21 protein-coding genes are annotated in these 26,225 nt (G+C 68.6%); 6 read left to right on the top strand and 15 right to left on the bottom strand.

Annotated features, from left to right (window positions below; all coding sequences use genetic code 11):
* Nucleotides 1-15 precede the first annotated feature (15 nt).
* Nucleotides 16-807, bottom strand: coding sequence for a class I SAM-dependent methyltransferase (locus tag ACJ8AN_RS36735; protein WP_407760254.1), 792 nt, complete (start codon nt 805-807; stop codon nt 16-18).
* A gap of 155 nt (nt 808-962) precedes the next feature.
* Here ACJ8AN_RS36735 and ACJ8AN_RS36730 point away from each other — a divergent pair, with 155 nt between their 5' ends.
* The gene (locus tag ACJ8AN_RS36730; protein ID WP_407760253.1) at nt 963-1,964 is read left to right on the top strand and encodes an alpha/beta fold hydrolase; all 1,002 of its coding nucleotides are present in this window, start codon (nt 963-965) and stop codon (nt 1,962-1,964) included.
* Between the two features lie 55 nt (nt 1,965-2,019).
* Here the strand turns inward: ACJ8AN_RS36730 and ACJ8AN_RS36725 are convergent, their stop codons facing one another.
* Nucleotides 2,020-2,802, bottom strand: a complete 783-nt coding sequence (locus ACJ8AN_RS36725) for a GNAT family N-acetyltransferase (protein ID WP_407760252.1) — start codon at nt 2,800-2,802, stop codon at nt 2,020-2,022.
* Nucleotides 2,803-2,839: 37 nt separating this feature from the next.
* Nucleotides 2,840-3,568, bottom strand: coding sequence for a hypothetical protein (locus ACJ8AN_RS36720; protein WP_407760251.1), 729 nt, complete (start codon nt 3,566-3,568; stop codon nt 2,840-2,842).
* 137 nt (nt 3,569-3,705) lie between these two features.
* Between ACJ8AN_RS36720 and ACJ8AN_RS36715 the strand changes: the two genes are divergently transcribed.
* Nucleotides 3,706-4,461 (top strand): hypothetical protein, encoded by a 756-nt coding sequence (locus tag ACJ8AN_RS36715; protein ID WP_407760250.1) that lies wholly within the window; start codon nt 3,706-3,708, stop codon nt 4,459-4,461.
* A gap of 101 nt (nt 4,462-4,562) precedes the next feature.
* On the opposite strand, the gene ACJ8AN_RS36710 is transcribed toward ACJ8AN_RS36715, so the two are convergent.
* Complete coding sequence (locus ACJ8AN_RS36710; RefSeq protein ID WP_407760249.1) at nt 4,563-5,312, bottom strand: hypothetical protein; 750 nt, start codon at nt 5,310-5,312, stop codon at nt 4,563-4,565.
* Between the two features lie 183 nt (nt 5,313-5,495).
* Between ACJ8AN_RS36710 and ACJ8AN_RS36705 the strand changes: the two genes are divergently transcribed.
* Entirely contained in the window at nt 5,496-6,263 is a 768-nt protein-coding gene (locus tag ACJ8AN_RS36705) for a hypothetical protein (protein ID WP_407760248.1), read from the top strand.
* A 117-nt stretch (nt 6,264-6,380) separates the two neighbouring features.
* Here the strand turns inward: ACJ8AN_RS36705 and ACJ8AN_RS36700 are convergent, their stop codons facing one another.
* From ACJ8AN_RS36700 to ACJ8AN_RS36670, 7 genes are all read right to left on the bottom strand, one after another.
* On the bottom strand, nt 6,381-6,860 hold the full coding sequence (locus ACJ8AN_RS36700) for a DUF2019 domain-containing protein (protein WP_407760247.1): 480 nt from the start codon (nt 6,858-6,860) through the stop codon (nt 6,381-6,383).
* Nucleotides 6,854-8,167 carry a hypothetical protein gene (locus tag ACJ8AN_RS36695; protein ID WP_407760246.1) on the bottom strand — a complete coding sequence of 438 codons (1,314 nt, stop codon included), beginning with the start codon at nt 8,165-8,167 and terminating at the stop codon, nt 6,854-6,856. The genes ACJ8AN_RS36700 and ACJ8AN_RS36695 overlap by 7 nt, the downstream gene beginning before the upstream one ends.
* Nucleotides 8,168-8,464: 297 nt before the next feature.
* Nucleotides 8,465-10,039 carry an ATP-binding protein gene (locus tag ACJ8AN_RS36690; RefSeq protein ID WP_407760245.1) on the bottom strand — a complete coding sequence of 525 codons (1,575 nt, stop codon included), beginning with the start codon at nt 10,037-10,039 and terminating at the stop codon, nt 8,465-8,467.
* A gap of 120 nt (nt 10,040-10,159) precedes the next feature.
* Nucleotides 10,160-11,509, bottom strand: coding sequence for a multicopper oxidase family protein (locus tag ACJ8AN_RS36685; RefSeq protein ID WP_407760244.1), 1,350 nt, complete (start codon nt 11,507-11,509; stop codon nt 10,160-10,162).
* Nucleotides 11,506-12,876 (bottom strand): TolC family protein, encoded by a 1,371-nt coding sequence (locus ACJ8AN_RS36680; protein WP_407760243.1) that lies wholly within the window; start codon nt 12,874-12,876, stop codon nt 11,506-11,508. The genes ACJ8AN_RS36685 and ACJ8AN_RS36680 overlap by 4 nt, the downstream gene beginning before the upstream one ends.
* Nucleotides 12,873-13,292, bottom strand: coding sequence for a heavy metal-binding domain-containing protein (locus ACJ8AN_RS36675; RefSeq protein ID WP_407760242.1), 420 nt, complete (start codon nt 13,290-13,292; stop codon nt 12,873-12,875). The genes ACJ8AN_RS36680 and ACJ8AN_RS36675 overlap by 4 nt, the downstream gene beginning before the upstream one ends.
* A 108-nt stretch (nt 13,293-13,400) precedes the next feature.
* Nucleotides 13,401-13,778, bottom strand: coding sequence for a hypothetical protein (locus ACJ8AN_RS36670; RefSeq protein ID WP_407760241.1), 378 nt, complete (start codon nt 13,776-13,778; stop codon nt 13,401-13,403).
* Between the two features lie 699 nt (nt 13,779-14,477).
* Between ACJ8AN_RS36670 and ACJ8AN_RS36665 the strand changes: the two genes are divergently transcribed.
* Entirely contained in the window at nt 14,478-15,428 is a 951-nt protein-coding gene (locus ACJ8AN_RS36665; protein ID WP_407760240.1) for a Virginiamycin B lyase, read from the top strand.
* 102 nt (nt 15,429-15,530) lie between these two features.
* Here the strand turns inward: ACJ8AN_RS36665 and ACJ8AN_RS36660 are convergent, their stop codons facing one another.
* Nucleotides 15,531-17,591: a M14 family metallopeptidase gene (locus tag ACJ8AN_RS36660; protein WP_407760239.1), complete on the bottom strand. Its 2,061-nt coding sequence runs from the start codon at nt 17,589-17,591 to the stop codon at nt 15,531-15,533.
* Between the two features lie 230 nt (nt 17,592-17,821).
* Between ACJ8AN_RS36660 and ACJ8AN_RS36655 the strand changes: the two genes are divergently transcribed.
* Nucleotides 17,822-19,081: a TCR/Tet family MFS transporter gene (locus ACJ8AN_RS36655; RefSeq protein ID WP_407760238.1), complete on the top strand. Its 1,260-nt coding sequence runs from the start codon at nt 17,822-17,824 to the stop codon at nt 19,079-19,081.
* A 21-nt stretch (nt 19,082-19,102) separates the two neighbouring features.
* Nucleotides 19,103-19,336, top strand: coding sequence for a hypothetical protein (locus tag ACJ8AN_RS36650; RefSeq protein WP_407760237.1), 234 nt, complete (start codon nt 19,103-19,105; stop codon nt 19,334-19,336).
* A gap of 6 nt (nt 19,337-19,342) precedes the next feature.
* Here ACJ8AN_RS36650 and ACJ8AN_RS36645 read toward each other — a convergent pair whose 3' ends face one another.
* The 3 genes from ACJ8AN_RS36645 to ACJ8AN_RS36635 form a co-directional block, all read right to left on the bottom strand.
* Entirely contained in the window at nt 19,343-20,119 is a 777-nt protein-coding gene (locus ACJ8AN_RS36645) for an SDR family NAD(P)-dependent oxidoreductase (RefSeq protein WP_407760236.1), read from the bottom strand.
* A 46-nt stretch (nt 20,120-20,165) separates the two neighbouring features.
* Nucleotides 20,166-21,902, bottom strand: coding sequence for an N-acetylmuramidase domain-containing protein (locus tag ACJ8AN_RS36640; protein WP_407760235.1), 1,737 nt, complete (start codon nt 21,900-21,902; stop codon nt 20,166-20,168).
* A 60-nt stretch (nt 21,903-21,962) separates the two neighbouring features.
* Nucleotides 21,963-26,225: LamG-like jellyroll fold domain-containing protein (locus tag ACJ8AN_RS36635; RefSeq protein ID WP_407760234.1), on the bottom strand; the 4,263-nt coding region annotated here is incomplete at its 5' end.

Here is a 26,225-nt window from a genome sequence, read left to right as displayed (position 1 = left end):
GCGTGTCCTCGGGTGCTAGCGCTTCGCGGGCTTCACCGCCCGGGTGGCGCAGAAGCCAGACAGGTACTCGGACAGCTTGTCCCCCTCGGGCTGCTTGTCTTCGTAGAAGCCCGCCAGCAGGAAACCGGCCTCGAGCTGCCCGCCGAGCTGATCCTCCAGCGAGTGCCCGACGCACAGGGGCTCGCCCTTGTCGGTGTACCGGCGGCGCTCCTCGTCGGTGAGGCTCGTCACGTCCGAGTACGGCATGCGGTACTTGAGCTGCATCACGCCCCGCTGCTCCAGCTCCGGATCAAACAGGTAGACGATCGGATTGGAGAACCCCGCGAGCAGCACCCCACCGGGCCGCAGCACCCGGAAGGCCTCGCGCCACACGGGCCGCACGTCGTCCACGAAGCCGTTGGAGCAGGGGTGGAAGATGAGATCGAAGCTCTCGTCCGCGAACGCCGAGAGGTCTCGCATGTCCCCCTGCACGAGGCGGATGGAGAGGCCCTCGCGCTCGGCCACCTGCCGGTCCTGCCCGAGCTGCGCGGGCGAGTTGTCGAACACCGTGACCCGCGCTCCGGCGGCGGCGAGCACCGGCCCCTGCTGCCCTCCCGCGCTCGCCAGGCCCAGCACGTCCCGGCCGGCCAGCTCCCCGAACCACGCGCGCGGCACCGGCTTGCTCGGCGTGAGCACCACGCTCCACTCCCCTCTCCGTGCCGCGGCGATCACCTCCGGGCCCACTGGCAACGTCCACCGGTCCCCCTTCTCCACCTGCCGGTTCCACGCCTCGCGGTTGTAGTCCAGCAGCTCGAATCCCCGTGTCATGCGCCTCTCCGTGTCCTGGCCGTGCAGCATCGCACGCACCCACGGTGGGCTGCTCCAATCCTGACAAGAGCCCGGTGCTCACCCACGGTTTCTCGCGCCAGCTGCCCGATGAACGGGTAGGGAACTCCCTCGAGTCCCACCCCTTCGGAGGCCCCATGTCCGTCCAGCGTCCCCTGCTCGCACTGCTCGTGCTGCTCTGCGCCACGCCCGCCGCCGCCCAGGATACGAAGACGCCCGAAGCGCTCGGCATCGCGCTCGAGGGCTACCCCTACCCCTACCCCGTCCAGTACCTCCCGCTCTCGCTCCAGGGCCAGGACGTGCGCATGGCGTACATGGACGTGCCCCCCTCCGGAAAGCCCAACGGCCGCACCGTCCTGCTGCTCCACGGGAAGAACTTCTTCGGCGCCTACTGGAACGTCACCCTCCGCGCGCTCAGCCAGGCCGGCTACCGCGTCGTCGTCCCGGACCAGATCGGCTTCGGCAAGTCCTCCAAGCCCGCGCTCGATTACAACTTCCACCTGCTCGCCTCGAACACGAAGCAGGTGCTCGACAAGCTGGGGATTCCCAGGGTCGCCGTGGTGGGCCACTCCATGGGCGGCATGCTCGCCACGCGCTTCGCCCGCATGTTCCCCGAGGCCACCACCCACCTCGTCCTGGAGAACCCCATCGGCCTCGAGGACTACCGCTTCCTCGTCCCCTGGCGCGCCACCGAGGACCTCTACCGCGATCAGCTCGGCGCCACCGAGGGGTCCATCCGCAAGTACCAGAAGACCTACTACGTCGCGTGGCGCCCCGAGTTCGACGAGTACGTCCAGGTGCCCTACCGCCAGACGCTCGGCGCCGAGTACCCGCGGCTCGCCTGGGTCTCCGCCGCCACCGAGCAGATGATCTACCAGCAGCCCGTGGTGCACGAGTTCCCGCTCGTGACGGCGCCCGTGCTGCTCGTCATCGGCCAGGCGGACCGCACCACGATCGGCCGCGCCCGCGTGTCCCCCGAGGCGCTCGCGAAGCTCGGCCAGTACCCCGAGCTGGGCAAGCGCGCCGCCAAGGCGTTTCCGAATGCAACGCTCGTGGAGATTCCCAACGTGGGCCACATTCCCCACTTCGAGGCCCCCGACAAGTGGCACCAGGCCCTGCTCGGGTTCCTGGGCAGGTGACGAGACACAGGACGGATGCCGCAGCTCGAGGGTGCCAACTGACGCCGCACGCCTGTCAGTCGTTGGTGAAGATTGGAAACCGGCAGAGCGTCTCGAAGCCGAGGCGCTCCAGGATGGGCGCGGAGGTGCTCGCGCTGGCATGGACGGTGGCGAAGGGAATGTTCCGCTCGGCGGCGTAGCGCAGCCGCGCGGCGACGAGGGCCCGGTACAGCCCACGCTCCCGGAAAGCCGGGAGCACCACACCCCCGAGGAAGAACACCGAGCGCTCGAAGGCGGCGAGCCCCGCCGTGCCCGCGGGAGCACCCTGGTATCGCGCCAGGAAGAGGCGGAGGCCTCCGTCGGGACTGGCGAGCACGGACCGGTTGAACGCCTCGATCGGTGCGGGGTCCATTCCCCATCCCTCGGCCATGGTTCGCGAGTACTCCGCCACCGTCCGCTCGTCGACCTCCTCCACGGTGACGTCTCCACCCACGTCGACCGGGACCGCCTCGGTCTCGCGGATCATCCCCCACGTCTCGGACTGGCGCAGACCGCGACGCGCGAGCCGCTCGGCGAGATCCGCGGGCCGGCTGTCGGGCCCCACCGTCCACCGGAAGCGCAGGCCCAGGCGGCGGTAGAGCTCGAGCGTCTCGTCGATGACGGCATCGGCCTCCTGCTCGTCCAGGGCCGCGAAGGACACCTCATTGAGGCCCCCCTGGCGCAGCGAGGGGGTGACGAGCTGCGACCAGCCGGGACTCTCGATGATCTGCGTGTCCGGCAGAGGGATGAAGGACCGACGGGGAGCTTCGAGCACCTCGCGGAGACGCTCGCTCGGGGTCATGGAATCACGGGTCGACATGGCGAGAGTCCAACACGATGCCCAGGGGTGTCCAAAGTCAGAAGTCCTTCCGGGCCTGGGCCAGAGTGTACTCCTGATGTTTGGGGGAGACCGGGCCCTTCCTCTCCACCAGCCACGCGGGTGCACCTTCCGGCAGGTAGAAGTCCTCCTCGAAAGGCGACAGCCCCAGGTGGCGTAGGTACTCCTTGAGCATGTCGAAGGTGAACCGGTCCCTCACTCGGCGCGCCTGGTACTGCTCCAGCTTCTCGAAGGGGAAAGGCTCGCCCGATTGGCCGAAGTCCCAACGGCCACCATCATTCATTGCATAAACAGTGCGAAGGTAGTTGAGCCAGTCCGTCTGCCTGGGGCCGTATACCTCTAGCGCGACGATTCCGTAACGCCCCTTGTCCTTCTGGATGGTGTCGGGCACTGCGCCCACACGCATGCCATGGCAACCCAGCGTCCGCTCCATGTAGGACATGGCGCTCATGGCATCGGTCCCTCCTCGCGCGTTTTCGACGTATGCCGTCCAGGCGCTGCGAGTCGGTATGAAGAGCTGTCGCAACGCCTCCGGACTGGTCAAAGGCAGCAGCGCGGAGAGGGCTTGCTCCAGCGTGCCCGAAATTGGCCGTACCTCCACGGAGATGCCACGCGGCGCCAGCAACCTTCCCCACCACGCCGCGTAGGCGTGGGCAGCGTGCTCCGCATTGGTCTCCAGAAAGCCCATGTCTGAAGTAACAGGCGCCCAGCGATCCTCCAGGAGCAGTTCCTTCATGTTCTCGGTCATCAATGGAGCCTCTCCGACCCTCGTAGCAGAGAAGACCCCCGGAGAGAACCCAACAGGATTCGCGGACCCGCTTGACTCATGGAGTCAAATCCGCTCCCCTGTGCGGCGTGAAGCGCGCATTCATGAGGGGACAGCACGTGGCGAACGAGAAGACAGAGAAGGACAGTGGGCTCGGGCCGTTCCAGCTCGGCGGGAGATGCGAAGAGGTGGGGCCCGAATTGGGATGCCTCCACGAATCGCGGCATACCAGTACGGGGAATGCGGCACTGACGCTGCTCCCCGGAGAGCGCGCGCAGTTGCAACCCAAGGGCGCATGGCGCATGCGGCTCTCCTGCCAACCCGAGCCGCCATCCCTGACGCTGGAGGTGGAGGAGGCGCCCGCCTCGGTCCCGATGCCGGAATTGGTGAACATCCTCGCGCTCATGACCGCGGCGGCCGAGCTCGTGGAGGACAATCCCCACGTGCAGGCCCACCTCGCGCGCGGGCGCGTGCGCCACCGGGCACGGTGGATCCCTCATGCTGTCGCGGGCTTCGCCGTGCTCGCGCTCGGGCTGGGCATCTGGATGCGTGCGGCGAACAGGCCCGAACACCTAGTGCCCTCTTCGCCCATCGTGGCTGCCCAAGACTCCGTTCAGCTCGATGCACCTAAGTTGATCAACACGGAGGATTCACAGACAGCGAGCATTAACTACCCGCTGCCCAAGGCGCCTTTCCGAAACCAGGCGAAGGCTCCCTGCAAAGCCAAATTGGATGAGGTCGAAATCAATGGCGGTTGCTGGGTGGAACTCGCTCGGCGTCCTCCCTGCACCGAGGACCAGGCCGAGTACCAGGGCAAGTGTTACTTGCCCGTCTCCAAGGACCGAGGCCATCTGCCTCAATCCGTCCAGCCCTGACACAGCCAGGTGAGGAACACGGGGACGGATACCCTCACCCTGTCCCTCTCCCGGAGGGCGAGGGAATGGGGGCACAGCTCGCGCTCACTCATGCGTGAGAGTCAAAAGTCCTCGCGGACCTGGGCCAGGGTGTACTCCTTGTGTTTGGGGGAAACCGGGCCCTTCCTCTCCACCAGCCACGCGGGTGCGCCCCCCGGCAGGTAGAAGTCCTCCTCGAAGGGCGACAGGCCCAGGTGGCGCAGGTACTCCTTGAGCATGTCGAACGTGAACCGATCCCGCACGCGGCGCGCCTGGTACTGCTCCAATTTTTCGAAGGGGAAGGGTTCTCCGAACTGGTCGAAAACCCAGCGGCCCCCGTCATCAACTGCGCTCACGACCCGGACGTAGTTAAGCCAAGCCGTCTGGTGTGGGCCATACACCGAGAGCGCCACAGCACCATAACGGCCTTTGTCCTCGCGGAGGGTGTGGGGCACGGCGACCACGCGCAGGCCTCGGCAGCCCAACGTCTCGGCCATGTAGGACATGGCGCTCATGGCGTCGGTCCCCCCTCGCGTATTCTCGACGTACGCGGTCCAGGCACTGCGCGTCGGCATGAAGAGCTGGCGCGCCGCCTCCGGACTGGTCAAGGGTAGTAGCGAGGAGAGGACCTGCTCCAGAGTGCCCGAGACGGGACGCACATCCACCGTGATGCCACGAGGCGCCAGCAACCTTCCCCACCACGCCGCGTAGGCGCGGGCGGCGTGCTCCGCACCAGCCTCAAGGAATCCCATCTCCGAAGTGACGGGCGCCCAGCGGTCCTCCAGGAGTAGTCCCTTCATGTTCTCCGTCATCAGGTGAGCCTCGTCCGTCATGGCACAATCAGCAGGAGGATTTCCGCATCCGGGTCGTTAGACGTGATGCGCAAGCAGCAACAACCCTGCGCAGTAGAAAATACCCTGAGATAACCCAACAGGGCTCGCCAATCGCCTTGACTCACGGAGTCAAATCCGCTCCCCTGTGCGGGCGTGAAGCGCGCATTCATGAGGGGACAGCACGTGGCGAACGAGAAGATAGGGAAGGACAGTGGGCTCGGGCCGTTCCAGCTCGGCGGGAGATGCGAAGAGGTGGGGCCCGAATTGGGATGCCTCCACGAATCGCGGCATACCAGCACGGGGAATGCGGCACTGACGCTGCTCCCCGGAGAGCGCGCGCAGTTGCAACCCAAGGGCGCATGGCGCATGCGGCTCTCCTGCCAACCCGAGCCGCCATCCCTGACGCTGGAGGTGGAGGAGGCGCCCGCCTCGGTCCCGATGCCAGAGTTGGTGAACATCCTCGCGCTCATGACCGCGGCGGCCGAGCTCGTGGAGGACAATCCCCAGGTGCAGGCCCACCTCGCGCGAGGGCGCGTGCGACACCGGGCGCGGTGGGTTCCTCGCACCGTCGCGGGCTTCGCCGTACTCGCGCTCGGGCTGGGCGTCTGGCTGCATGGGACGAGCGGGCCCGAATACCTGGAGCCCTCCTCGCCCATTGTGGATCACCAAGGCCCCTCCCAGCTGGACGCCCCGGATTGGATCAACGCGGAGGAGCCACAGACAACGAGCATCACCTACCCGTTGCCAAAAGAGCCTTTCCGTAACCAAACGAAGGCGCCCTGCAGGGCCAAGGCTGGTCAGGTCGAAATCAATGGGGGTTGTTGGGTGGAACTTGCTCAGCGTCCGCCTTGCGCCGAGACCCAGGCCGAGTACCAGGGCAAGTGCTACCTGCCCGTCGGCAAGGACCAGAGCCGTCCGCCGCAGTCCGTTGACCCCGAAGACAGCAAGTGAGGAATACGGGGACGGATACCCTCACCCCGTCCCTCTTTGCCTGGGTGGGCCCGAGCCTCGGCTCGCCTCACCGGCCCGGGCTTCGGCTGTGAATCCCGGCGCGCGCCCCGCACAAGATCAACCGCCGGGTTTGTCCCGCTTGCCCCCCCTTCCTTTGGCAACAGCGGCACGCTCTGTGCGTGAACGGCTGCGCTGGATGGGCGCGGCGGGCCGGGGGGATTCCGTCTGTCCCGACTCATCCTCGGCGGGGTCCAGGGCCCAAGTTCCCTCTTCCCACCGCTTCAAGGCTTCGGAAGCTCCGAACGGAACCAACCCTTGCCCCTTTGCGGCCTCTTCCAAGACTGCTTTAGCCTCCGCCGTCCTATGGCGGAGCAGGAACACAGCAGCCATTACGCGCACGTCCATGCGAGGATGTGAGAACAGCGCCGCGAGCGCATCGCGCCCGAGATCTCCGTGAGAGCGAAGCTGCATGAAAGCGGCAAGAGCTTTCTTGGCGTGTTTGTTTCCGATCTTCGCATCGCCCCCGGCGATTTGCTCGGTTTGGGCTTGTACGTGATAAGCAAACTCCTCGACGAGCTTTTCGAAACTCTTCACCATATCCCACTCTGTATATTCTTGATTGCAAGCAAACCAAACGCTCGCTGCGCCTCGTAGGATTGACTACTCAGCCACTTCCGAACGGTCAACGTGGACGAGCCGGTAATATCATAGCGAACTGAAGAGTACAGACGGCCAACTTCGGTATGTAGAGCCTTATCCAGCGCAGCAACATTCTCTGTATTATGGAGGGCTTCGCCCCCGAACCGCGTCACGTTGGCCGGAGTCTGCTCCACGATGTGATGCCATTCCTTCCCCGGGCCCGCTGAGCCCTTGGCCGACTTGAAGCCACTGAACGACTTCCACGCTCTATGTCCGTCAGGGAGGAGTTTGCCCCGGCTCGGCGCAGGACCTCCAGCGGCAACGCCCTTGGCGGCCATGGCCATCGCAGGAGGCGCCAACACAAGGCGGATCGTGCCCTCGGGCACCGAGACAATGACGCGCTCGGCTCCGGTGGCCGCATCCTGCAAGCGCAAGCCAGTATTCGCCATGAACCTCTCCGAAGCTTGGGTGAATCCCGGTAGCTTCGGGGTCTTGGAAGCGAGCGCCGCCGTTTCCCCTATCGCCGCTGTCGCCACGACTACGAGAATACGCGCACTGTTGGGGCCGATGACACGGCCGAACCGCTCGCCAATCTCGCGCAACTCGGCGAAGGTAGAGGCTTGCGGCGCATCCTCATAAAGCTCCGCATATGCTCTTATCAGATGGAAGAATTCCCAGCCGAGATAGGCCCACATGGCCGCGCTAAACACCAGGGCCGCGCCCTTTGTCACGGGCTCAGGCACGGGCGCCAGCAATAGCGCCATGTAAACCGTTATGGTGATGCTAAGCATCGTCATGACGCGCGTGGGGTTGAGCATCGCCCGCACTTCCGCGTTGACGCCTTCCAGGGCAGGGCCCACCGCCAGGGCAACTGCAAGGCGGCGCTTGTCGTCATCTTGGAAGCTGGGCCCATCCTCAAACAGGGTCAGGCAATCCCCCGGAGTGCCGCACCGCTCGCAATAACGCCCATAGGACTGCGCCAGGTCTGTTTGCCGGGCCTCGCCACTCAAGGACACGGAGACCAACGCCAACCGACGACCGACATACAGAGCGGGACGGGGCGTGGCCACCCGCAGCGGCGCGTTCAGCCAAAACGTTGTCAGGGCTGCGGTAACGTCGGAGTCATCCACCTGTACGGGCGCAAAGTCCGTGGGCAACCTGGTGAAGATTGCCTCTCCCTGGCCCCTGTCGTCGGCTTCTACCTCTAGCGGCTCCGCCTCGGGAGAGCCGTGCGGCACGGATGGACGGTAACGGTACGCCGTCAACCCTCCTCCCATGGGAGCCCCCGTGGCGCACGCTGTCACCAGCATCAACCCCGCCAGGGCCAGCGCCCCCGCGCGAAAGGGCCGCCTTGTTTCCACGGGGCGAGCATCATCGACACAATGCCTGGACATTGTACCTCTCCGGACGAGCCTCTCGAGTTGGAAGGCCAAACCCGCCGATTACAGGGAGCGGCAGGCAGCCAGGTCAAGCCGTTGGGTCTGGCGAGGCGCTGAAATCCCACCCCGGCGTGGAGTGCACCACCACGCTGCCGCCGTGGGCCCGGACGATCTGATCCACGCTCATGACGGCGATGAGGAAACCAGGGCCCCAGCACTGGCGGGCCAGCGTTCCTCCATCAGCTGCTCGGCCACGGTGGGCAGGAGGATACGGAACGTCGTCCCCTCCCCCACCGTGCTCTCCACCGACAACTCCCCGCCGAGCGCGCGGATGATGCCGTGGCTGATGGGCAGGCCCAGGCCGGTGCCCTCTCCGGCCGGCTTGGTGGTGAAGAAGGGCTCGAAGATGCGCTCGAGGTGCTCGGCGGGGATGCCACAGCCGGTGTCCCGCACTTCCACCACCGCGCGCGAGTCGCCGCGCACACGCGTCGTCAACCGGATCTCCCCCCCTCCCGGGGGCATGGCCTGCGCGGCATTGACCAGCAGGTTGACGAAGACCTGGGCCAGCTGCACGGCATTGCCGTGTACGTGCGGCAGCTCGCCGTAATCGCGCACGAGCCGCGCCCGGCTGCACACCTTGCCCTGCACGAGCCGGATGGAGGCCTCCAGTACCTCGTGCAGCTCCAGCGGCTGCGTGGACACCGGATCTCCGCGCGAGAGCGACTGGAGGCTCTGCACGATGAGGCGCATGCGCTCGGCGCCCTCGCGCGCCTCGGCCACCGCCTCCAGCAGCTCGCTCCGCAATTCCTCCAGCTGCTCCGGCCGGCGCAGCTCGTCCTGGATGAAGCCGAGGTTGCTGGAGACGAACGCGAGCGGATTGTTGATTTCGTGCGCCACCCCCGCCGCGAGCATCCCGATGGAGGCCATCCGCTCGTTGAGCCGCAGGCGGGCCTCGCTCTCACGTTGCTCGGTGATGTCACGCACCGTGACGGTCAGACAGTCGCCCACGGCCCGCAGCTGGCGGCGGAACCAACGGCGCCCGCGTCCGGGCAGCTCCTGGCACACCTCCTCGTCCTGGGGCTTGCCCGTCCGCCAGAATTCCTCGCACGCGGCGGCGGGCGCGATGAGGGCCGCATGCGGAAACCCGGCGAGCAGCTGCCCCTCGGCCTCGCGCGCGAGGCAGCCCAGCAGCGACTCCGCATGGGTGTTGAGGTGCAGGATGCGCAGCCCCCCGGACTCTCCCCGGAGGATGAAGAAGGCATCGAAGCTGCCTCCCACCGCCAACCGGAAGAGGGCCTCGTTGCGGCGCCGGGCCTCGTCGCCTCGCAAATGGACGGACAAATCCCGGGCAATGCCAAACAGGCCCATCATCTGCCCGTCCTGCCCCCGGATGACGCTCTTCGTGGAAAACCACTCGCGCTGCGCCCCGGCCATCCGCTCGCTCATCTCCGAGTGGAGCATCCGCCCCGCGAGCATCACCTGCTGGTCGAACTCCTTGGTGGCCTGCGCTTCCTCCGGCGACACCAACTCATCATCCTTGCGGCCGAGGATCTCCTCCACACTCCGGCCCAGATAGCGCGCCCCCGCGCTGTTGATGAAGGTGTAGCGGCCCTGCACATCCTTGGTGAAGACCGCGTCCGGCGATTGCTCCGCCAGTTGCAGGAAAAGCTCCCGGTAGGGCAGCCCGGGCGGCGCACTCGCGCCCACGCCCGAAGCGTGCTCCACCACGGTCTCGCTGGACACTGCCTCTGCCGACATGGCGGTTCCCCCCACGCACCTGCCATGGATAAGTATGGCATCTCCATAAATCCAGGGGGAAACGGAACTTCCACGTCCGTTGAATACTCCACCATGTATGGGTTCAGCGGCCTCCATTCCTCACGCGCCGCCGTCCAGCACTCCCGGGTCCCCGTTCACGTCGATGCCATCACGCACCAGCTCCGCCGCCTCCGCCGACAGCGCCTGGGTGCCCGCCGGGTTCTCGTACCAGCCCGGGTCTCCGTAGCCCTCGAGCCGGTCGCGCACCTTCAGCACCGTGAACATGCCTCCCATGGTGATGCCCCCGTACCTCCCCTTCCCTCCCACCATGGGAATGCTGTTCGCCGGCATCGCCATCCCCATCTCGTCCATGTCCCCCATCCCCGCCTGGCCCATGGTCATGTAGTCCGGCAATAGCTTGCGCACCTTCTCGTCGAGGGCTTCCGGCTTCACCCCGATGAGGTTCGGCAGGCCGTGCCCCATCTGGTTCATCACGTGGTGGGTCATGTGGCAGTGCATCGCCCAGTCCCCCGGCTCGTCCGCCACGAACTCCACCGTGCGCGAGGCCCCCACCGGCACCAGCACCGTCGTCTCCGCGTACTGCGCGGACTCGGGCATGCGTCCACCGTCCGTCTCCGTCACCCGGAACTGGTAGCCGTGCAGGTGGATGGAGTGGTGATCCATCGGGCCCATGTTCCCCAGCCGGATGCGCACCCGCTGCCCCGTCTTCGCCACCAGTGGCGCCGTCCCCGGGAAGGCCTTGCCGTTGAGGGTGAGCAGGTTGAAGTCGCTCATCGCGTTCGGATCCGGCCGCCGCGCCCCGGGCTCCAGCTTCCACTCGTGCAGCATCAGCGCGAAGTCCCGGTCCACCTTCGGCCCATGCGGCTGGCGCGGGTGCACGATGAAGAAGCCCGTCATCCCCAGGGCAATCTGCGTCATCTCGTCGTGGTGCGCGTGGTACATCAGCGTCCCCGACTGGCGCAGGGTGAACTCGTACTTGAACGTCTCGCCCGGTGGGATGGCCCGCTGGTTGAGCCCACCCACCCCGTCCATGCCGCACGGCAGCAGCAGCCCGTGCCAGTGCACCGTGGTGGCCGCTGGCAGCCGGTTGGTGACGTAGAAGCGCACCCGGTCCCCTTCCACCGCCTCGATGAGCGGACCGTGCACGCGCCCGTTGTAGCCCCAGCACAGCGCCTTCAGGCCCGGAGCGAACTCGTGCTCCAGCTCCCCGGCCACCAGGTGGAACACCTTCACCCCGTCCACCAGCTTCCACGGCAGCTTCGAGCCGTTGGGCACCACCACCGGCTGATAGTCCCGGCCCGGCCTCCCCGGAGGCAGGTTCCTCCCGGCCGGCCGAGGCCCTTCCGCCCTCGCCTCGCGCGAGGCCAGCAGCGCCCCTCCCGCCACTCCGATTCCACTGGCGACGAGCATCTGCCGCCGGCTCAACCCCTTCGTGTCTCGCGTGCTCATCGCGCCTCTCCCTGCTCGTCCGTCAGCCGGCCGCCCACCGCGTTCTCCAACGCGTTCCGGGCGTTCCAGTAGTCCCGCAGCGTCTCCACGTACTCGCGATACGTCCGCACCTCCTCGCGCCGCGCCTCGAGGAGTTGGAACGGGCTCAGCACCATGGCGTTGTATTGGAGCTGGGATTGCTCGACGACGCGCCGGCGCAGGGGCAGCAGCACCTTCGAATAGTGCTCCACCAGCTTCCGGGCCGTCTGTAGCTCCGCCCGCGTCTGCCTCACCTCCGAGCGGGCATCCACCGACAGCTTCTCCAGCCGCCGCTCCGCCACCCGCCGCCGCGCCTCCAGCCGGCCGATGAGCGCCTGGCGTTGGTCGAAGAGGGGCAGCTCCAGCACGAGGCTCGGCCCCGTCACGCGCAGCCCGTCCGTGTCGCGCTCCGTGCTCACCCCCACCTCCACCGTCCCGATGAAGCGCGAGCCGCGCGCGAGCGCCACCGACTGGTCCATCAGCGCCACCTCCTTGCGCGCGGCATCCACATCCAACCGGCGCCGCAGGGCGAGCGGCTCGAGGTGCTCCAGCGGCGGCTCCTCCGCGGGCAGCTCCGGGAGTGGCTCCACGGCCTTCCACTCCGTGTTCTCCCCCCACAGGCCCAGCAGCCGGTTGAGCGCCTCACGGCGGCCGACGAGCTCCAGCTCCTCGCGCGCCAGGACGACACGGGCCTCCTGCCAGGCGGACTGGGAGATGGCCGCGTCCAGGCCGGGGATGTTGCCGGCCTCGTGCTGAAGCCGGGACAGCTCGGCGGCGGCCTCGGTGGTGGCCACGATTCGCGCCTGGTTGCGCAGCAGCAGCTCCGCCGCCTGGAGCGACGTATAGGCCTCGCGCGCCTCCGCCACCACCTTCAGCGCCTCGTGCGCGGTGCGCAGCACGTCCGCCTCGAATTGCCGCCGGGCGATGCTCTTGCGCGCCGGGAGCATGAAGACGTCCAACAGCTCCTGCACGAGCGAGAACTCGACATTGAGGCCCAGGCCCGGCTCGTTGGGGAAGCGGACCTGCGCGCCCAGCGTGGGGTTGCGCAACAGCCCGGCCTGCACCAGCTCCGCCTGGGCAATGCCGAGCGCCTCGTACTCGGCCTTCAGGCCCGGGTTGTTCACCAGCGCGATGCGCACCGCCTCCTCGCGCGTGAGCCCGTCGCGCAGCAGCTCCACCACCCGGGCGCGGACCTCCTCCGCCGGGGGCGAGCCCTTCTCCCAACCCGTCGGCACCGACACGCGCTCCTGGACCATGGCCCCGAGCTCCGCGTGCCCGCGCTCGGGCGACATCGTCGCGCACCCGGCGGCGAACAGGGACAGGGCCACCGTGGGCAACAGCCGTCTCATGGGTGGCCCTCGTGCCCGTGGGAGTGCTCAGGCCCGCCCGAGGGCGCGGCCTCGGTGGGCTTCGCCTCGTTGGGCTCGCGGAGCACGAGGTTCATGCCGCACTTCGGACAGCGCCCCGGCTCCGGAGAGGTGACCTCCGGGTGCATGGGGCACGTGTAGACGGCGGCGGCGGAAGTGCCCGCCTCGGTGCCGCCATGAGAATGGGAATGGGGTGCCGCCCCTCCCGAGGGCTCCTCGAGGCTCGAGAAGGCGGAGGCGTCGTTGGCCAGGATGGCGGCCATGCCGTGCACCGGGGACTCGGGTGCGCCGGGGTTGGAGGGATCGGCGAGAGAAGGGACACGCTCCGCGGCCCCCAGGGCGCACGCGGACAGGCCAAGAGCCAGGGCTCCGGCCACGAGCTTCGTGGACAGGGACATCGTCTTCACCAGGGAAAAGGGTTTTCGAGCAACGGCCAGGAAGAGGACACACGCCCGCCGTCACGGAGCGGCACGAGGCCACGTCCGGTCACGGCGGCGGAGGCCGGCTCAAATGAGCAGCTGTCGCAGCGAGAGGAACAACCGCGCCCGGGGTGGCGGATCGTGTCCGGAGCGCGTCCGGGGACCCGGCTCCTCGGGGAAGGCCGGCGGCTGCCAGGTGGCGACCGCGGGCAGCTCGACCACGTGCACCTGGGCCTGCTCGGCGAGCGTGGGGACCACGCCCTGCGTCTCCGCGCGGTGGCCCTGCCGCAGCTCGCAGCAGTCCTGACGCAAGAGCCGCGTCTCCTCGACGGGCTTCTTCCCGGGGCAGGCGCAGGGGTCGACACGCTGGCCGGTGTAGCGGCACACCCGGATCGTCCCGCCCGGGAGGGCGGCCTGCGCCGACAGCAGCAGCGCGAAGGCGATGGCGAACAAACGGACGATCACGACCCGTGCACTACCTTTCCACTGAGTGCTCCGCAAGCATCTCCGAAAACGAAGCGGGCCAAAAACTCTTACAGCGCGCCTTTTTCTCCCTGAAAAGGCGGTGCCCGGCCTGCTCCGCCAGCGGCCTGGCAGGCGCTCCATATAGGACGGAAGCCCAGGAGCACCGCCTCACGCATTGGCAATCGCGAGGCCCAGCCGGTCGAAGCCTCGGAGGGTCGCGGGTACCAGCGCTCATGTCACCGCGTGCGCGAGGCGGGAACCACGGGACGGTGTGCGGCAGCGTCCGCTGGGCGAACTGCTGCGTCGCCGCGTCGTATGGACTCTCCCAATGCACGCGTACGCTGGTGGCGTATGGGATTACCCGCACGGCGCCATGGCGCTGCACGCTGAACGTATGGAGGGCAGCGACACCTCCTTCAGCGTGGCCAGCTTCTACGCCATCGCCGTGGCGCGCGAAGGGCCGAGGCTTGCCATACACAGTCATTTTCACTCTGGGGCAAACCGCCTCAGGAGAAATGCGTTTTGACCCATCTTGAATGGGTTTGAATCACTCGGCTATACGACGAGCTCTTCGCTCAGCGCGAAGTCACGGATGTTCTCTCGCGGTAAACGACGTCGTTCTCCAGCATCTGATCCGAAGGACCGTCAGTTCCGCCGTCCGGCGGGGCAGGCGATCTACCCACTCCCCCGGAGACCCCCATGAGACAACCCAGAAAGCTCCTCGCCCTCGCCGTCGCGCTCACCTCGCTCACCGCCCTCGCGGGCGGCTCGTCCGGCTCCCTCACGTCGTACGGCCTGCCGAACCCCTCCCTGCAGCCGAACGACATCACGGTCGCTCCCAACGGCAACGTGTGGTTCACGGAGTTGGCGGACACGTGGGGGCGGATCGGACGTCTCGACACCCAGGGGAAGCTCACCGAGTTCGCCACGCCGGAGTACCCGGACCAGCTCACCGTGGGCTCGGACGGCAACATCTATTTCACGATGCCCGCGCAGCCCTCGACGATCGGGCGCATCACGCCGGCGGGCGTGATCACCGTGTTCACGCCCCCGAACGATGGGGGCTATCACAGCTTTCCGGCTGACATCACGAGCGGCCCCGATGGGAACCTCTGGTTCACCATGGGGGACAAGATCTTCAAGATGACGACGTCGGGCGAGTTCACCTCGTACACGGTCACGTCCAGCATCTACCCGGACAACATGGGCATCACGGCCGGACCGGACGGCGCGCTCTGGTTCGCGGAACACAACGGCAACAAGATCGGCCGCATCGACGTGAACGGGAACATCACGGAGTTCGGGCCGGTGGATCAGCCGCACACCATCGGCGCCGGCCCCGATGGCAACGTCTGGTTCGCCATGCCGGCCAGCAGCACCATCGGGCGCATCACGCCCACGGGGACCATCACGCTCTTCCCCCTCGCCAACTCGCCGCAGCCGTGGAATCCCGTGGCCGGCCCGGACGGCAACATCTGGTTCACCGAGTACTACGGGACCAGGCAGCTCGCGAAGATCTCGCCGGACGGGGTGGTCACCCAGGTGCAGACAGTGCTCGGCGCCTCGGGGCTCGCCCGCGGCGTGGGAAACACCTTGTGGATCACGCAGCCGACCGAGCACAAGATCTCGAAGTTCACGCTGGCGCCGTAGCCTCCTCGCGCCACGTGCCGGAAGGGCTCCCTCCTGTGGCGGCAGAGCCGATGCCACGGGAGGCGGGCCCACCGCCGAGGCAACGGTGAAGACGGAACACGCTCACTGTGGCGCGTCTTCCTCGAGCGCCACCACCGCGTGACCCGAGCCCACGTCGACCGTGCGGGTCACCGTCCGCCCCGACGGGCTCGTGGCGTGCACCGTGTAGCGCCCGGCGGCCGGGAGATAGGTGTGGAACATCCCGGACACCGGATGCGCGGAGAAGTGCTCCCCGTTCGGCCAGGCCACCTCGTCGATGGCCACCGCGACGGGGCCCTCGGCCCGGAACGTCTCCGGCACCCGCACCGAGAGCGACGGCCCCTCGAGGAACCTGTCCAACGGCACCTGCCAGAAGGGCCGCGCGGCCTCGACCATGGGCGCCAGTGGACGGCGCGCGCTCGGCGCCGAGAACGGCAGCTCGACCATGTACGCGAGCGTCCCGAAGCTCCAGTGGAACCAGTCCTGATCCGTCCCGCCCACCGGGTAGAGGTGACGCACCGCCTGGTAGCGCTTGCCCCCGGACGACTGGTGGACCGCGTCGATCATCCTGGGCGCCACGTCCCACGCCACCGAGGGCTCGGGCTCACGCGCGCCCTCCGCCGTGTACGGCACCAGGAGGCGCGACGCGGCCGCGTGGTACGACACCATCGCGACGAAGCGCCACACCTCGCCCAGCCGCATCATCGCCCGCACCTCGGGCTCCGAGCCCGCGGACGGCCCCCGGTAGAACGGCGAGCGCGGGTCATCGCTGTTGAAGCGGTCCTCCACGTTCCTCCACGCGAAGGGGTAGTTGCGGTTCAGGTCCACGCCGTACTCGAGCAGCCCCAGCTCGGTGGCCTGTTCGTCCCGCCGCCGGTTGGTGCGCCCGCGCGCGGTGGAGTCGTGCCAGTACCCGTAGCTCCCATCCGGATTGACGAGCGGGACGACGACGAAGTGGAACGTGCGCAACCAGCGGGCCACGCGCGGATTCGTCTGGTTCTCCAGCATCCAGCGCGCGGCGTCGAGCGGCGGCTCGGGCGTCACCAGCTCGTTCGCGTGGGTGCCCCCGCACAGCAGCACCGCCGGGCGGGAGGCATCATCCAACGCCTCACCGACGAGCAGCGCGAACAGGGGCCGGTCCTCGTGCGTGCGGCCGATCTCGATGACCCGCGCGCGCTCCGGCTCCCGGGCGGCGAGTGCCCGCATGGCGCGCTCGAGGAGCTCCGGGTCCTTGATGCCGTCGACGAAGGCGTCCCGGGGGGCGGCGTTGCGTGCGCGCTCGAGCCGCTCCGCGAAGCTGGGATCCTGCAGGCGGTACGGCACCCCGGGGCGGACCTCCCGCGTCTGGACGGCACGTGCCTGGAGGAGGTGCACGCCGAGCTCATTGGCCACGTACACGTCCGCGTCCGGCTCGCTCGCGAGGCGGCGCAGGTAACGGCGCAGCTCCGGCGCGAACTTCAGGCCCCGCTCCACGCGCACGAGCCACTCGAGCGTGAGTCCATCGCGCGCCGAGGCCTCCTGGGGTGGAGGCGCCGGCACGAACAGGGACACCTTCACCTCGGGGGGTTGGCTCTTGCTCGCGTAGACGCCGAGCGTGCCTTCGGAGAACGCGGAGTCGGACCAGACGAGGCTGGCGAGCTCCACCTTGGAGCGCGCGTCGTACACATGGGCGGCGAAGGCGGGCCCGGCGAGGAAGAGGACGACCTCCAACTCCCCCACCTTCGCGAGCCCCTTCACCCGGGCGCGCACCCCGCTGTCATCCGTGCGCGTCCCGTCGTAGCGCTCGAAGCCGAGCGTCTCGCGGCGCGCATCCACGTAGAAGCCATAACCGGTGAGCGCGAACAGGGGCTCGGTGGCGCGCACCTTCGCGCGGAAGAGGAGCGCCAGGTCCGCGCGGGCGGGGTTCTGGATTCGCGCTCGCACGAAGGACACCGGCGAGGCGGCGGCCTGCTCCTGGAGGAAGAAGTTCCGCGGCCCTCGCGGCGCGGCGAGCGAGAGCGCCGTCTCCTCGATGCGCCACTCTCCGGCGGAGGCCGCCGCCTTCCACGCGATGGGGTGCTCGCCCCGGGGGATGGGGTAGCCCTCACCGCGCGCGCTGCCCGCGACGAGCAGCAGGCCGAGCACGAGTGCGCCCAGGCACTTCACGGCGTGGGCTCCAGAGCCCCCGAGGGCATGCCGATGTAGCTCAGGAAGCTGGCGCACGTTCCTCTCATCCCCGCGGATGCTACCCCGAGAGACCCGTCCCGAAAGACGGACCTCGCCTGGGGCCGGACTCGACGGAGGGGCACTCGCCTCCCCGCCCGCCTTCCTGGCCCTGTTTCCGGTCCCGAGGAACTGCACGGCCGGCCAGGGAAGGTGTTAGGACGTCGGCGCCCATGACCGCTCCGACCGCACCCGCGCCGCGCCGCGCCGCACTGACCTTCATCTTCGTCACCGTGCTGCTCGACATGCTGGCCGTGGGGATGATCCTCCCCGTCCTGCCCAAGATTCTCGAGGGCTTCATGGGCTCCACCGCGCGAGCCTCGGTGGTCTACGGCCTGTTCTCCACGGTCTACGCGCTGCTGCAGTTCTTCTGCTCCCCGTTGCTCGGTTCGCTCTCGGACCGCTTCGGCCGCCGGCCGGTGGTGCTGCTGTCGAACTTCGGGCTGGGGCTGGACTACGTCCTCATGGCCCTGGCGCCGTCGATGAGCTGGCTGTTCGTGGGCCGGATCATCGCGGGCATCTGCGCGGCGAGCATCAGCACGGCCAGCGCCTACATCGCGGACGTGACGCCGCCGGAAAAGCGTGCCGCGAGCTTCGGAATGCTCGGCGCCGCGTTCGGTGTCGGCTTCGTGCTGGGGCCCTGGCTCGGCGGTGAGCTGGGCGACCTGTCGCCTCGTCTGCCCTTCTGGGTGTCCGCGGCGTTGAGCCTGGCCAACGGGCTGTATGGCCTGTTCATCCTGCCCGAGTCGCTGCCGCCCGAGCGGCGCAAGGCCTTCGACTGGCGGCGGGCCAACCCGGTGGGCGCGCTGAAACTGCTGCGCTCGAACCGTGAGGTACTGGGGCTGTCGGGCGTGCACTTCCTGTACAACCTGGCCCATGTCGCGCTGCCCAGCGTGTTCGTACTGTACGGCGGCTTCCGCTTCGGCTGGGACGCGCGCACCGTGGGGCGCACCCTGGGCTGCGTGGGAATCTGCTCCGCGCTCGTCCAGGCCGTCTTGATGCGGCCGCTCGTCAAACGCCTGGGCGAGCGGCGCGCGCTGCTCCTGGGGCTCGCGTTCGGCTCGGTGGGCTTCACCATCTACGGCCTGGCGTCCACCGGTCCCCAGTTCTGGCTGGGCATCCCGGTGATGGCGCTGTGGGGCCTCTTCGGGCCCGCCTCGCAGGGGATGATGTCCAGCCGCATCAGCCCCTCGGAGCAGGGCCAGCTCCAGGGCGCGCTCTCGAGCATCATGGGCATCGCGGGGATGATCGGCCCCACCCTCTTCACGCAGACGTTCGCGTACTTCATCGGGCCGCGGCTCGACTGGAACCTGCCCGGCGCGCCCTTCCTGCTCGCCGCGGGACTCCTCGTGCTCGCCCTGGGGCTCGCCGGACGGGCCACCCGCCCAGCCCGCGAGGCCGTGGACGTGCCCGCCCCCGCCCCCACCGCCTGACGGCGGCACGAGCCGAGCCCCATGGTCGACGTGGACGTGAATGATCCCGCGGTGAAGGAGGCGGTGCAGCAAGCCTGCATCGACGTGGGTCTGCCGCTCGCCTACCGCTCCGTGGTGAGCCAGCTGCTCCGGACTCCCTCCACCGAGTGGCCCGCCTGCTGCGGCGAGGGCTGCTTCCCGTGCCAGCAATCCCTGGCGGATGCGGCCCACCGCGCGCTGGAGCTGCTCGGCAAGTCTCCTCCGAAGGAGGGGTGAGACCGCTCAGGTCTCGTGCAGGACGCGGCCTTCCATGCCGCCGGCCACGGTGATGACCTCGCCCGTCACGTGGCCGGAGATGCGATCCGACGCCAGCGACACCACCGTGCGCGCCACGTCCTCGGGACGGCCCACCTTGCGCAGCGGCATGGTGCGCGTCACCCGGTGGATGAAGGCCGGGTTCTCCAGCTTGTCCTTGTGGCGCTCCACCGCTGTCCACCCCGGGCACACCGTGTTCACCCGGCCCAGCGGCGCGATGCGCGTCATCTCGTTCTTCAGGCTCTTGAGGAACCCGCTCGCCAGCGCGCCCTTGGCCGCCGCGTAGTCCGAGTGCCCCGCCTCGCCGAACAGCCCCGCCGTCGAGCTGATGAGGATGATGTTCCCCGTGCCCGTGGTGGCCACGTGGCGCAGGAAGGCGCGGCAGCTCAGGAAGACGCTGTCCAGGTTCTCCGCCAGCGTGCGGCGCCAGCGCTCGAGCGACATCTGCCACACGCCCTCGTCCGGCACCGGCCACACGCCCGCGTTCGCCACCAGCACGTCCAGCCGGCCCAGCGCCTTCACCGCCGCGGGCACCATCGCGTCCACATCCGCCTCGGACGTCAGGTCCGCCTTCACCGCCGCGCCGCCCAGTTCCTTCGCCAGCGCCCCCGCCCTGTCGCCGCTCTGGTGGTAGTGCACCGCGACCTTCGCGCCTTCCTCCGCGAACGCCCGCACCACCGCGCTGCCGATTCCACCCGCCCCGCCCGTGACGAGGATGCCTTTGCCTCGGAGATCCGTATCCATGTGGGCCGGGGACGTTACCACCCGAGGCCCGAGCCGCCAGCGCCGTTCACCGGGGCGAGCCAGGCAGAGGCGCGGCCGGCGCGGGATTCGCCGCGTGCGAAGCCGAGGACAGGGCCTCCTCCGCGCGGGCGAACATGTCCTGGGCGAGGCGCTCGCTGAAGCCGACCAGGAAGCACACCGCCATGTAGAGGTACAGCTCGGACTCGGGCGACTTCGCCTGGAGCGGCAGCAGCCCGGACTTCATCAACGCGAAGGTGAAGAGGGCGGAGTACATGCCCACCACCGGCTTGAAGAAACCCAACATCACCATGGAGGTACGGCTGGCGCCCCGCAGCTTCTCGAAGTCCGCGAGCCGCGTGAGCATGCTCACCGCGCTGCCGATGGCACCGCACAGCCCCACCAACAACATCGTCCGCAGCGGGAGGCCGAAGAGCAGGGTCTGCTCGCTGGTCAGCACCATGTGGATGAAGGCGGACGCCGCGTGCGAGGCGAGCAGCAGCAGCCCCAGCCCGAGCACCACCTGCATGGAAGGCGAGCTCGAGCGCAGCATGGGCAGCGGACGCAGCGGATAGAGCTGGTCGTTGAGCGCGGAGGCGACGCGCTGGCGGATTTCGCGCACGAACGCGAGGTTCGGCTGCTCCACCATCAGGGCCGTGATGCCCAGGTCCACGGACTGCACGGCGGAGGGGCCCAGCTCCCCGGCCACCTTGGTACGCAGCGCCAGGAGTTGGGCCAGCTCCTGCTGGACGCCCTTGTCCAGAGGCCGGGAGAGCCGCTGGCCAAGCTGCTCGGCCAGGGACGCGGGGAGCGGCGAGGCCTCCACCACCGGCGGCGCGGGAGGCACGGGCACGATCGCACGCGGAGTCTCAGGAGCGCTCACCGGGAGCGAGGGAGCGCGCGGGGCCAGCGGCCCGGCCACCGGACGCACGTCGGCGACGGGCTGCGGCGCGGGTACGGCGACGGGCTGCGGCGCGGGTGCCACGGTAACGGCGGGGGCCGTCACGGGGAGGGCCGCGTGCCGCTGCCGCAGTGCCTCGAGCGTGGCCGCGTCGAAGCCCGGCGTGGTGGGCAGGGCGTTCTGGCCCTGGAACTTGTGCAGGGCCGCCAGCGTATGGGGGCCGAGCGCGCCGTCCACGCTGCCCGGCTCGAAGCCCAGGTACATGAGCAGGAGCTGGCCCTCTCGCACGCTCAGGTCGGGCAGCGGGCGCGAGGTCAGGTGCTGGTAGGCCTCCGCCAGGCTCTTGTCGTAGTGGTTCTTCTCATAGCCCGGGCCGTTGTAGCCGCGGGCGAACGTGGCCCAGTCGTGCTTGCGCAGGGACTCGGCCAGACCGTTCTTCTGGATGAAGGCCGCCAGGGCCGCGAGCTGCTCGTCCTCGGACACCATCATCCGGCTGACGAACTGCTCGATGGACGCGTAGCCCAGGTCGGTGGCGTTGAAGCCCATCACCTGGCCGAGGCCCCACGAGGCGCTCTCCAGCGCGGCCTGCGCGTCCAGCGCCAGGGCCTTCGCGAGGCGCTCGTACTCCCCCACCCCACCGGCATAGCCCCCCGCGTGGGGGTTGCTGATGTCGGGGGCCTGCGCGTCGAAGCGGTGCTCCGTCTTCCGGCTGAAGACGTGGCGCTCGAACAGGATGACGGGGCGGCGGTCGGCGAAGTAGCCACAGCCCCGCGTCTCCACGTGCAGCACGGTCCAGATCTCCGCAGGGTGCACGGAGAGTCGGGCGGCACAGGCATCGATGCCCTGTGCCGTGAGAGGGGCTGCGGCTCCGGTAAACGGGTTCATACCCCCTTGGACCCGTGGCCCTTTTTTTCGGGCAAGGCGCCCGCCCGGCACGGTTCGGGCTCAGAAGCCGAGGGCCTTCCCCAGCTTCTTTCCCGCATTCCCCACGGAGTTGACGGCGTCCTTTGCCGTGTCCCCCACCTTGTCCATCGCGCCCTTCACGTCCTTGCTGGAGAAGCCCGCGCTGTTCAGGAGGCCCTCGACCTCCTTGCCCGTCTTGTTGAAGGCGCTGGTCATGGCCTTGCCTACATCCTCCGCGCCGTAGCCGACCTGCCTGAGCACACTCGAGGCCGCGTCGGCGCTGCTGGTGTAGACCGACTGCAATGCCCTGCCGACGTCTTCCACCACGTACCCGGCGTCCTTGAGGACGGCCGCGGCGTCCTTGGCGGCCAGGTTGTATCCCTTGCTCAAGGCCGAGCCGATCTGTTCGACCGAGTATCCGGCGCCCCGGAGGACCTCCGTGGCCTCCTTGGCGGTCTTGTTGTAGGCCTTGTTCAAGGTCGAGCCGATCTGTTCGACCGAGTATCCGGCGTCCTTCATCAGGGCCGTGGTCTCCGTGGCGGCCTTGTTGTAGGCCTTGTTCAAGGCTCGACCGACCTCCTCCGCCGCGTGCCCGGTGTCGCGGAGGAGGACCATGGCCTCCCTGGCCGCCTGGTTGTAGGCCTTGCTCAGGGCCGCGCCGACCTCTTCCGCCGCGTACCCGGCGCCCTTGAGGAGAGCCGTGGTCTCCCTGGCCGCCTGGTTGTAGGCCTTGCTCAGGGCCGCGCCGACCTCTTCCGCCGCGTACCCGGCGCCCTTGAGCAGGGCCGTGGCCTCCCTGGCCGCCTGGTTGTAGGCCTTGTTCAGGGCCGCGCCCACCTGTTCCGCCGCGTACCCGGCGCCCTTGAGCAGGGCCGTGGCCTCCCTGGCCGCCTGGTTGTAGGCCTTGTTCAGGGCCGCGCCGACCTGCTCGGCCGCGTACCCGGCGTTCTTCATCAACACCGTGGCGGCCTCCTTCGTCACCTTGAAGGCGGTGTTCAGGGCGGCGCCAATGGCCTCGCCGGACTCCTTGGCGAACTCGATCGTCCCCTCGCCCACGTTCTTGAGCCACGTGACCGCATCCGCGAAGAGGTGCGCGAGGTACTTCTCGGGCGCGTCGATGATCCGCTGCTGGAGCCACTGGAAGAGCTGCTCGAAGTCCGACGGCGCGACGTCGAAGCCCATGTGCAGGTCGAAGCCCTTGCCGTTGATCTTGAACCGGGCCGTGACGTCTCCGGCGAGCCCCTTGCGGGAGACGACGACGGACACATCCGCGGCGATGTCGAGCGACAGCCGGAAGTTGTCCGCGACCTTGACCCCGCCGATCCGGATGGCGCCGAACTGGAGGGTGCGCGACGCGCTGAAGCCCACCGAGCCCGCGAAGACCGGATCGTTCTTGTCCCACGACACGTCCAGCAGCAGGTAGGCGCCGAGCCACCGGCCCTCCAGCCGGAGCTGCTCGTTGGACAGGTACAGGCGCGACTGGGAGAGCACGAGGCCGAAGAGCGCGTTCTCGGTCTCGCCGCTCAGGTAGAAGCGCTGCTTGCTCACCATGCCCTCGACGTGGCCACGCACCTGCAGGGGCCACTCCTTGGGGAAGAGGTCGAGCTGGCCGGAGAACCAGAACTGGTCATCCACGAGCCGCAGGTCGCCTTGCATGACCTTGCGCCCCGCGACGGCCAGGTGGGTATGGCCTTGAATCTGGATCGCGGCCCGGGCGGGCTCCGCGGGGGCGACCGCGAGGGCCCAGGTCCCTCCCCGGACGACACCGTGGAGCTTGTTCGGCCCGAGGTCCACGAGCTGGGTGCCCGAGGTGTGGTCCATGGTGTAGCAGGCCACGAGCCCGGCCTCGCGCCCCGTCAGGGGCAGATCCTTGCCGCTGGCGATCTGCTCCGGCGTGCGGGCCACGGACCAGTAGCGCAGGTCGTCGATGCCGCCGCGGAACCAGGCCGGGTCGTTCGCATCCTCGCCGCGGCCCACGTAGACCCCCGCGGGCACGGAGCGGAGCTGGCCCGGCACGGCGCATTGGGCCTTCTGGACGCCATTGACGAAGACGGTGCACGTCCTGCCGTCGTTGGTGACGGCGATGTGGTTCCACTCTCCCATCCGCACCTGGTCCACGTCCGTATTGAGGACGTTGCTCTTCATGACCGGCGTGGCGACGCTCTTCGTGCTCGGCACGGGGACGGTGGGGAGCTTCATGCCCGGTATGGAGAAGCCGCTGGTCTTCAGGACCGGCACGGAGGGGGCGTTGCTCGTCACGGTCGACGTGAAGCGGTGGGAGACGAGCCCCTTGTTGCTCACGTAGAGCGAGGGCGCATGGTCGGTGCCCGCCCAGATGCACTGCCACGAGCCCGCGGGCGCCTTGTCGGGGCGGACCCACGCCTCGAGGGTGTACTGGGGGGTGTTGAACTTGTCCGACGTGTCGATGGACGCGCAGTCCCCCAGGCCATTGAGGACGAGCCCATCGTGCCGCAGCTTCGCCGGCTCCACGATGGCGTCGTCCATGTGGATGCGGCCGGGGTTGCGGCCACAGGCGTCGGCGAGCGTGTCACCCGTCGCCTCGGAGAAGCGCCACAGGCTCACCAGACTCGCGTCCTTGCCGTCGAGCCGCCGGTACATGTTCCCGGAGAGCTCCTCGGGGGAGCGGACGCGCGACCAGAGACGGAGCTCGGAGATCTCCCCGGCGTAGGGCGCGTTGTCTCCATCCGGGCTCCGGCCGATGGAGAGGGCCTCGTTGTCGATGACGAGCGAGCCCGTGACGGGTCCCTCGGCCAGCTTGATGCCATTGACGTAGGTGCGCGCGACCTTGCCGTCATTGGTGATGGCGACGTGGTTCCACGTGTTCCACGCGATGGAGCCATTGGGCGTGTTGGGCGCCCCGTCGTTGGAGCCAGCGGCGGAGTGGAACCGGTGGTGGGCGTAGCCGGCCTTGTTGAGGAAGAGGGCGTAGTTGCGGCCCTTCTTGCCGAACACCCCACTCCACTCGCGCTGCTGTGCCGACGACGGCTTGAACCAGACCTCGGCGGTGTACGCGCCCAGGCGGAGGCTCTGCGAGTCCGGCACCTCGAGGTAGTCGTCCTTCCCGTCGAACTCGAGCCCCTCCATCATCAGGAGATCCGAGTCGACGAAGGTGCCGTTGCGCAGGGTGCCATGGTTGCGGCCGCACAGGTCGATTACCCGCTGGCCCGTGTCCTCGTCGAAGCGGTACAGCGAGACGAGGTCCTTCTCGTCGCCCTGGAGCACCTCGCGCATGCGGGACTCGATGTCGGCGGCACTCCGCGCGCGCTTCCAGATGCGGAGCTCGGCGATCTCGCCCTTCCAGAACTGGCCGCCCGGGATGCCCGGCGTCTTGCCGAGGGCGAGGGGCTGCTTGAAGAGCACGAGCTTCCCGTTCACCGGGCCGCTCGCGGCCTCCTTGCCGTCGACGTAGGTCTTCACGGTGACGCCGTCATTGGTCAGCGTCACATGCTGCCACGTGTCCCACTTCACGCTGCCGTTGGGCGTGTTCGGCGCGCCCGCGTTGCCACCCGAGGCGTCCGTGAAACGGTGGTGGTAGTAGGCGCCGTTCTGGTTGATGGCGAGCAGGTAGTTCCGCCACAGCCCACCGCCCTGCCGCGTGTCCACCCCGAACATGTCCATCCACTCCACCCCCGGAATCCGGTGGGGCCTGAGCCACAGCTCGATGGTGTACTCGGGCAGGAGGAGGCTGTCGGCCGCGGGGATTTCCACCCAGGTGTCCTTGCCGTTGAAGGACAGGACCTTGGCTCCGTGGGAGGCCTTGGGCGCGGCGGTGGTGGCCGTCGAGGCCCGCGGCACCGCGGCGGCGGTCTGCGTGGCGAGCGGCGCGTTCACCATGACGGCGCCGGAGAGCTCGAGCTCGTTGACGCCGAAGGCGCCCGTGAGCTTGAAGCCGGTGTTGAAGCCCATGGAGCCGGACGCGGCGAGCCCGAACGCCGCCTCCATGCGGAGGAACTCCAGGTCCGCCTTGCCGCGCACGAAGGCGACCAGGCCCTCCTCGTTGCCCTTCTGGCCCTGGCCCGGCGTGCTCGCCACCGAGGGCAGCACCGTCATGAAGTCGGTGCAGTCGCTCGCGCTGAGCTTCATCCGCTCGAAGGCGCCGGCCTTGAACTCGGCGGGCGTGGTGAGCATCCAGTCCGCGTCGAAGTTCAGGAAGGCGAACCTGTACCCCGCGCTCCCCACGCGGTTCTCGAGCGGGATGGCGCTGATGCAGTCGTTGAGGGAGAACGTCTTCCCGAAATTCATCATCGAGGCGACGTACTTCCAGGAGCCGACCTTGACGGTCTT

The organism is Archangium sp. (assembly GCF_045802675.1).
Lineage (GTDB): Bacteria > Myxococcota > Myxococcia > Myxococcales > Myxococcaceae > Archangium.
This window is presented reverse-complemented; position numbering and strand designations above follow the sequence as displayed.

Coding starts and splice junctions, on each gene's coding strand:
- ACJ8AN_RS36735 (WP_407760254.1), bottom strand. CDS start 807: ATGACACGGGGATTCGAGCTGCTGGACTACAACCGCGAGGCGTGGAAC.
- ACJ8AN_RS36730 (WP_407760253.1), top strand. CDS start 963: ATGTCCGTCCAGCGTCCCCTGCTCGCACTGCTCGTGCTGCTCTGCGCC.
- ACJ8AN_RS36725 (WP_407760252.1), bottom strand. CDS start 2,802: ATGTCGACCCGTGATTCCATGACCCCGAGCGAGCGTCTCCGCGAGGTG.
- ACJ8AN_RS36720 (WP_407760251.1), bottom strand. CDS start 3,568: ATGACCGAGAACATGAAGGAACTGCTCCTGGAGGATCGCTGGGCGCCT.
- ACJ8AN_RS36710 (WP_407760249.1), bottom strand. CDS start 5,312: ATGACGGACGAGGCTCACCTGATGACGGAGAACATGAAGGGACTACTC.
- ACJ8AN_RS36700 (WP_407760247.1), bottom strand. CDS start 6,860: ATGGTGAAGAGTTTCGAAAAGCTCGTCGAGGAGTTTGCTTATCACGTA.
- ACJ8AN_RS36690 (WP_407760245.1), bottom strand. CDS start 10,039: ATGTCGGCAGAGGCAGTGTCCAGCGAGACCGTGGTGGAGCACGCTTCG.
- ACJ8AN_RS36685 (WP_407760244.1), bottom strand. CDS start 11,509: ATGAGCACGCGAGACACGAAGGGGTTGAGCCGGCGGCAGATGCTCGTC.
- ACJ8AN_RS36680 (WP_407760243.1), bottom strand. CDS start 12,876: ATGAGACGGCTGTTGCCCACGGTGGCCCTGTCCCTGTTCGCCGCCGGG.
- ACJ8AN_RS36675 (WP_407760242.1), bottom strand. CDS start 13,292: ATGTCCCTGTCCACGAAGCTCGTGGCCGGAGCCCTGGCTCTTGGCCTG.
- ACJ8AN_RS36665 (WP_407760240.1), top strand. CDS start 14,478: ATGAGACAACCCAGAAAGCTCCTCGCCCTCGCCGTCGCGCTCACCTCG.
- ACJ8AN_RS36655 (WP_407760238.1), top strand. CDS start 17,822: ATGACCGCTCCGACCGCACCCGCGCCGCGCCGCGCCGCACTGACCTTC.
- ACJ8AN_RS36650 (WP_407760237.1), top strand. CDS start 19,103: ATGGTCGACGTGGACGTGAATGATCCCGCGGTGAAGGAGGCGGTGCAG.
- ACJ8AN_RS36645 (WP_407760236.1), bottom strand. CDS start 20,119: ATGGATACGGATCTCCGAGGCAAAGGCATCCTCGTCACGGGCGGGGCG.
- ACJ8AN_RS36640 (WP_407760235.1), bottom strand. CDS start 21,902: ATGAACCCGTTTACCGGAGCCGCAGCCCCTCTCACGGCACAGGGCATC.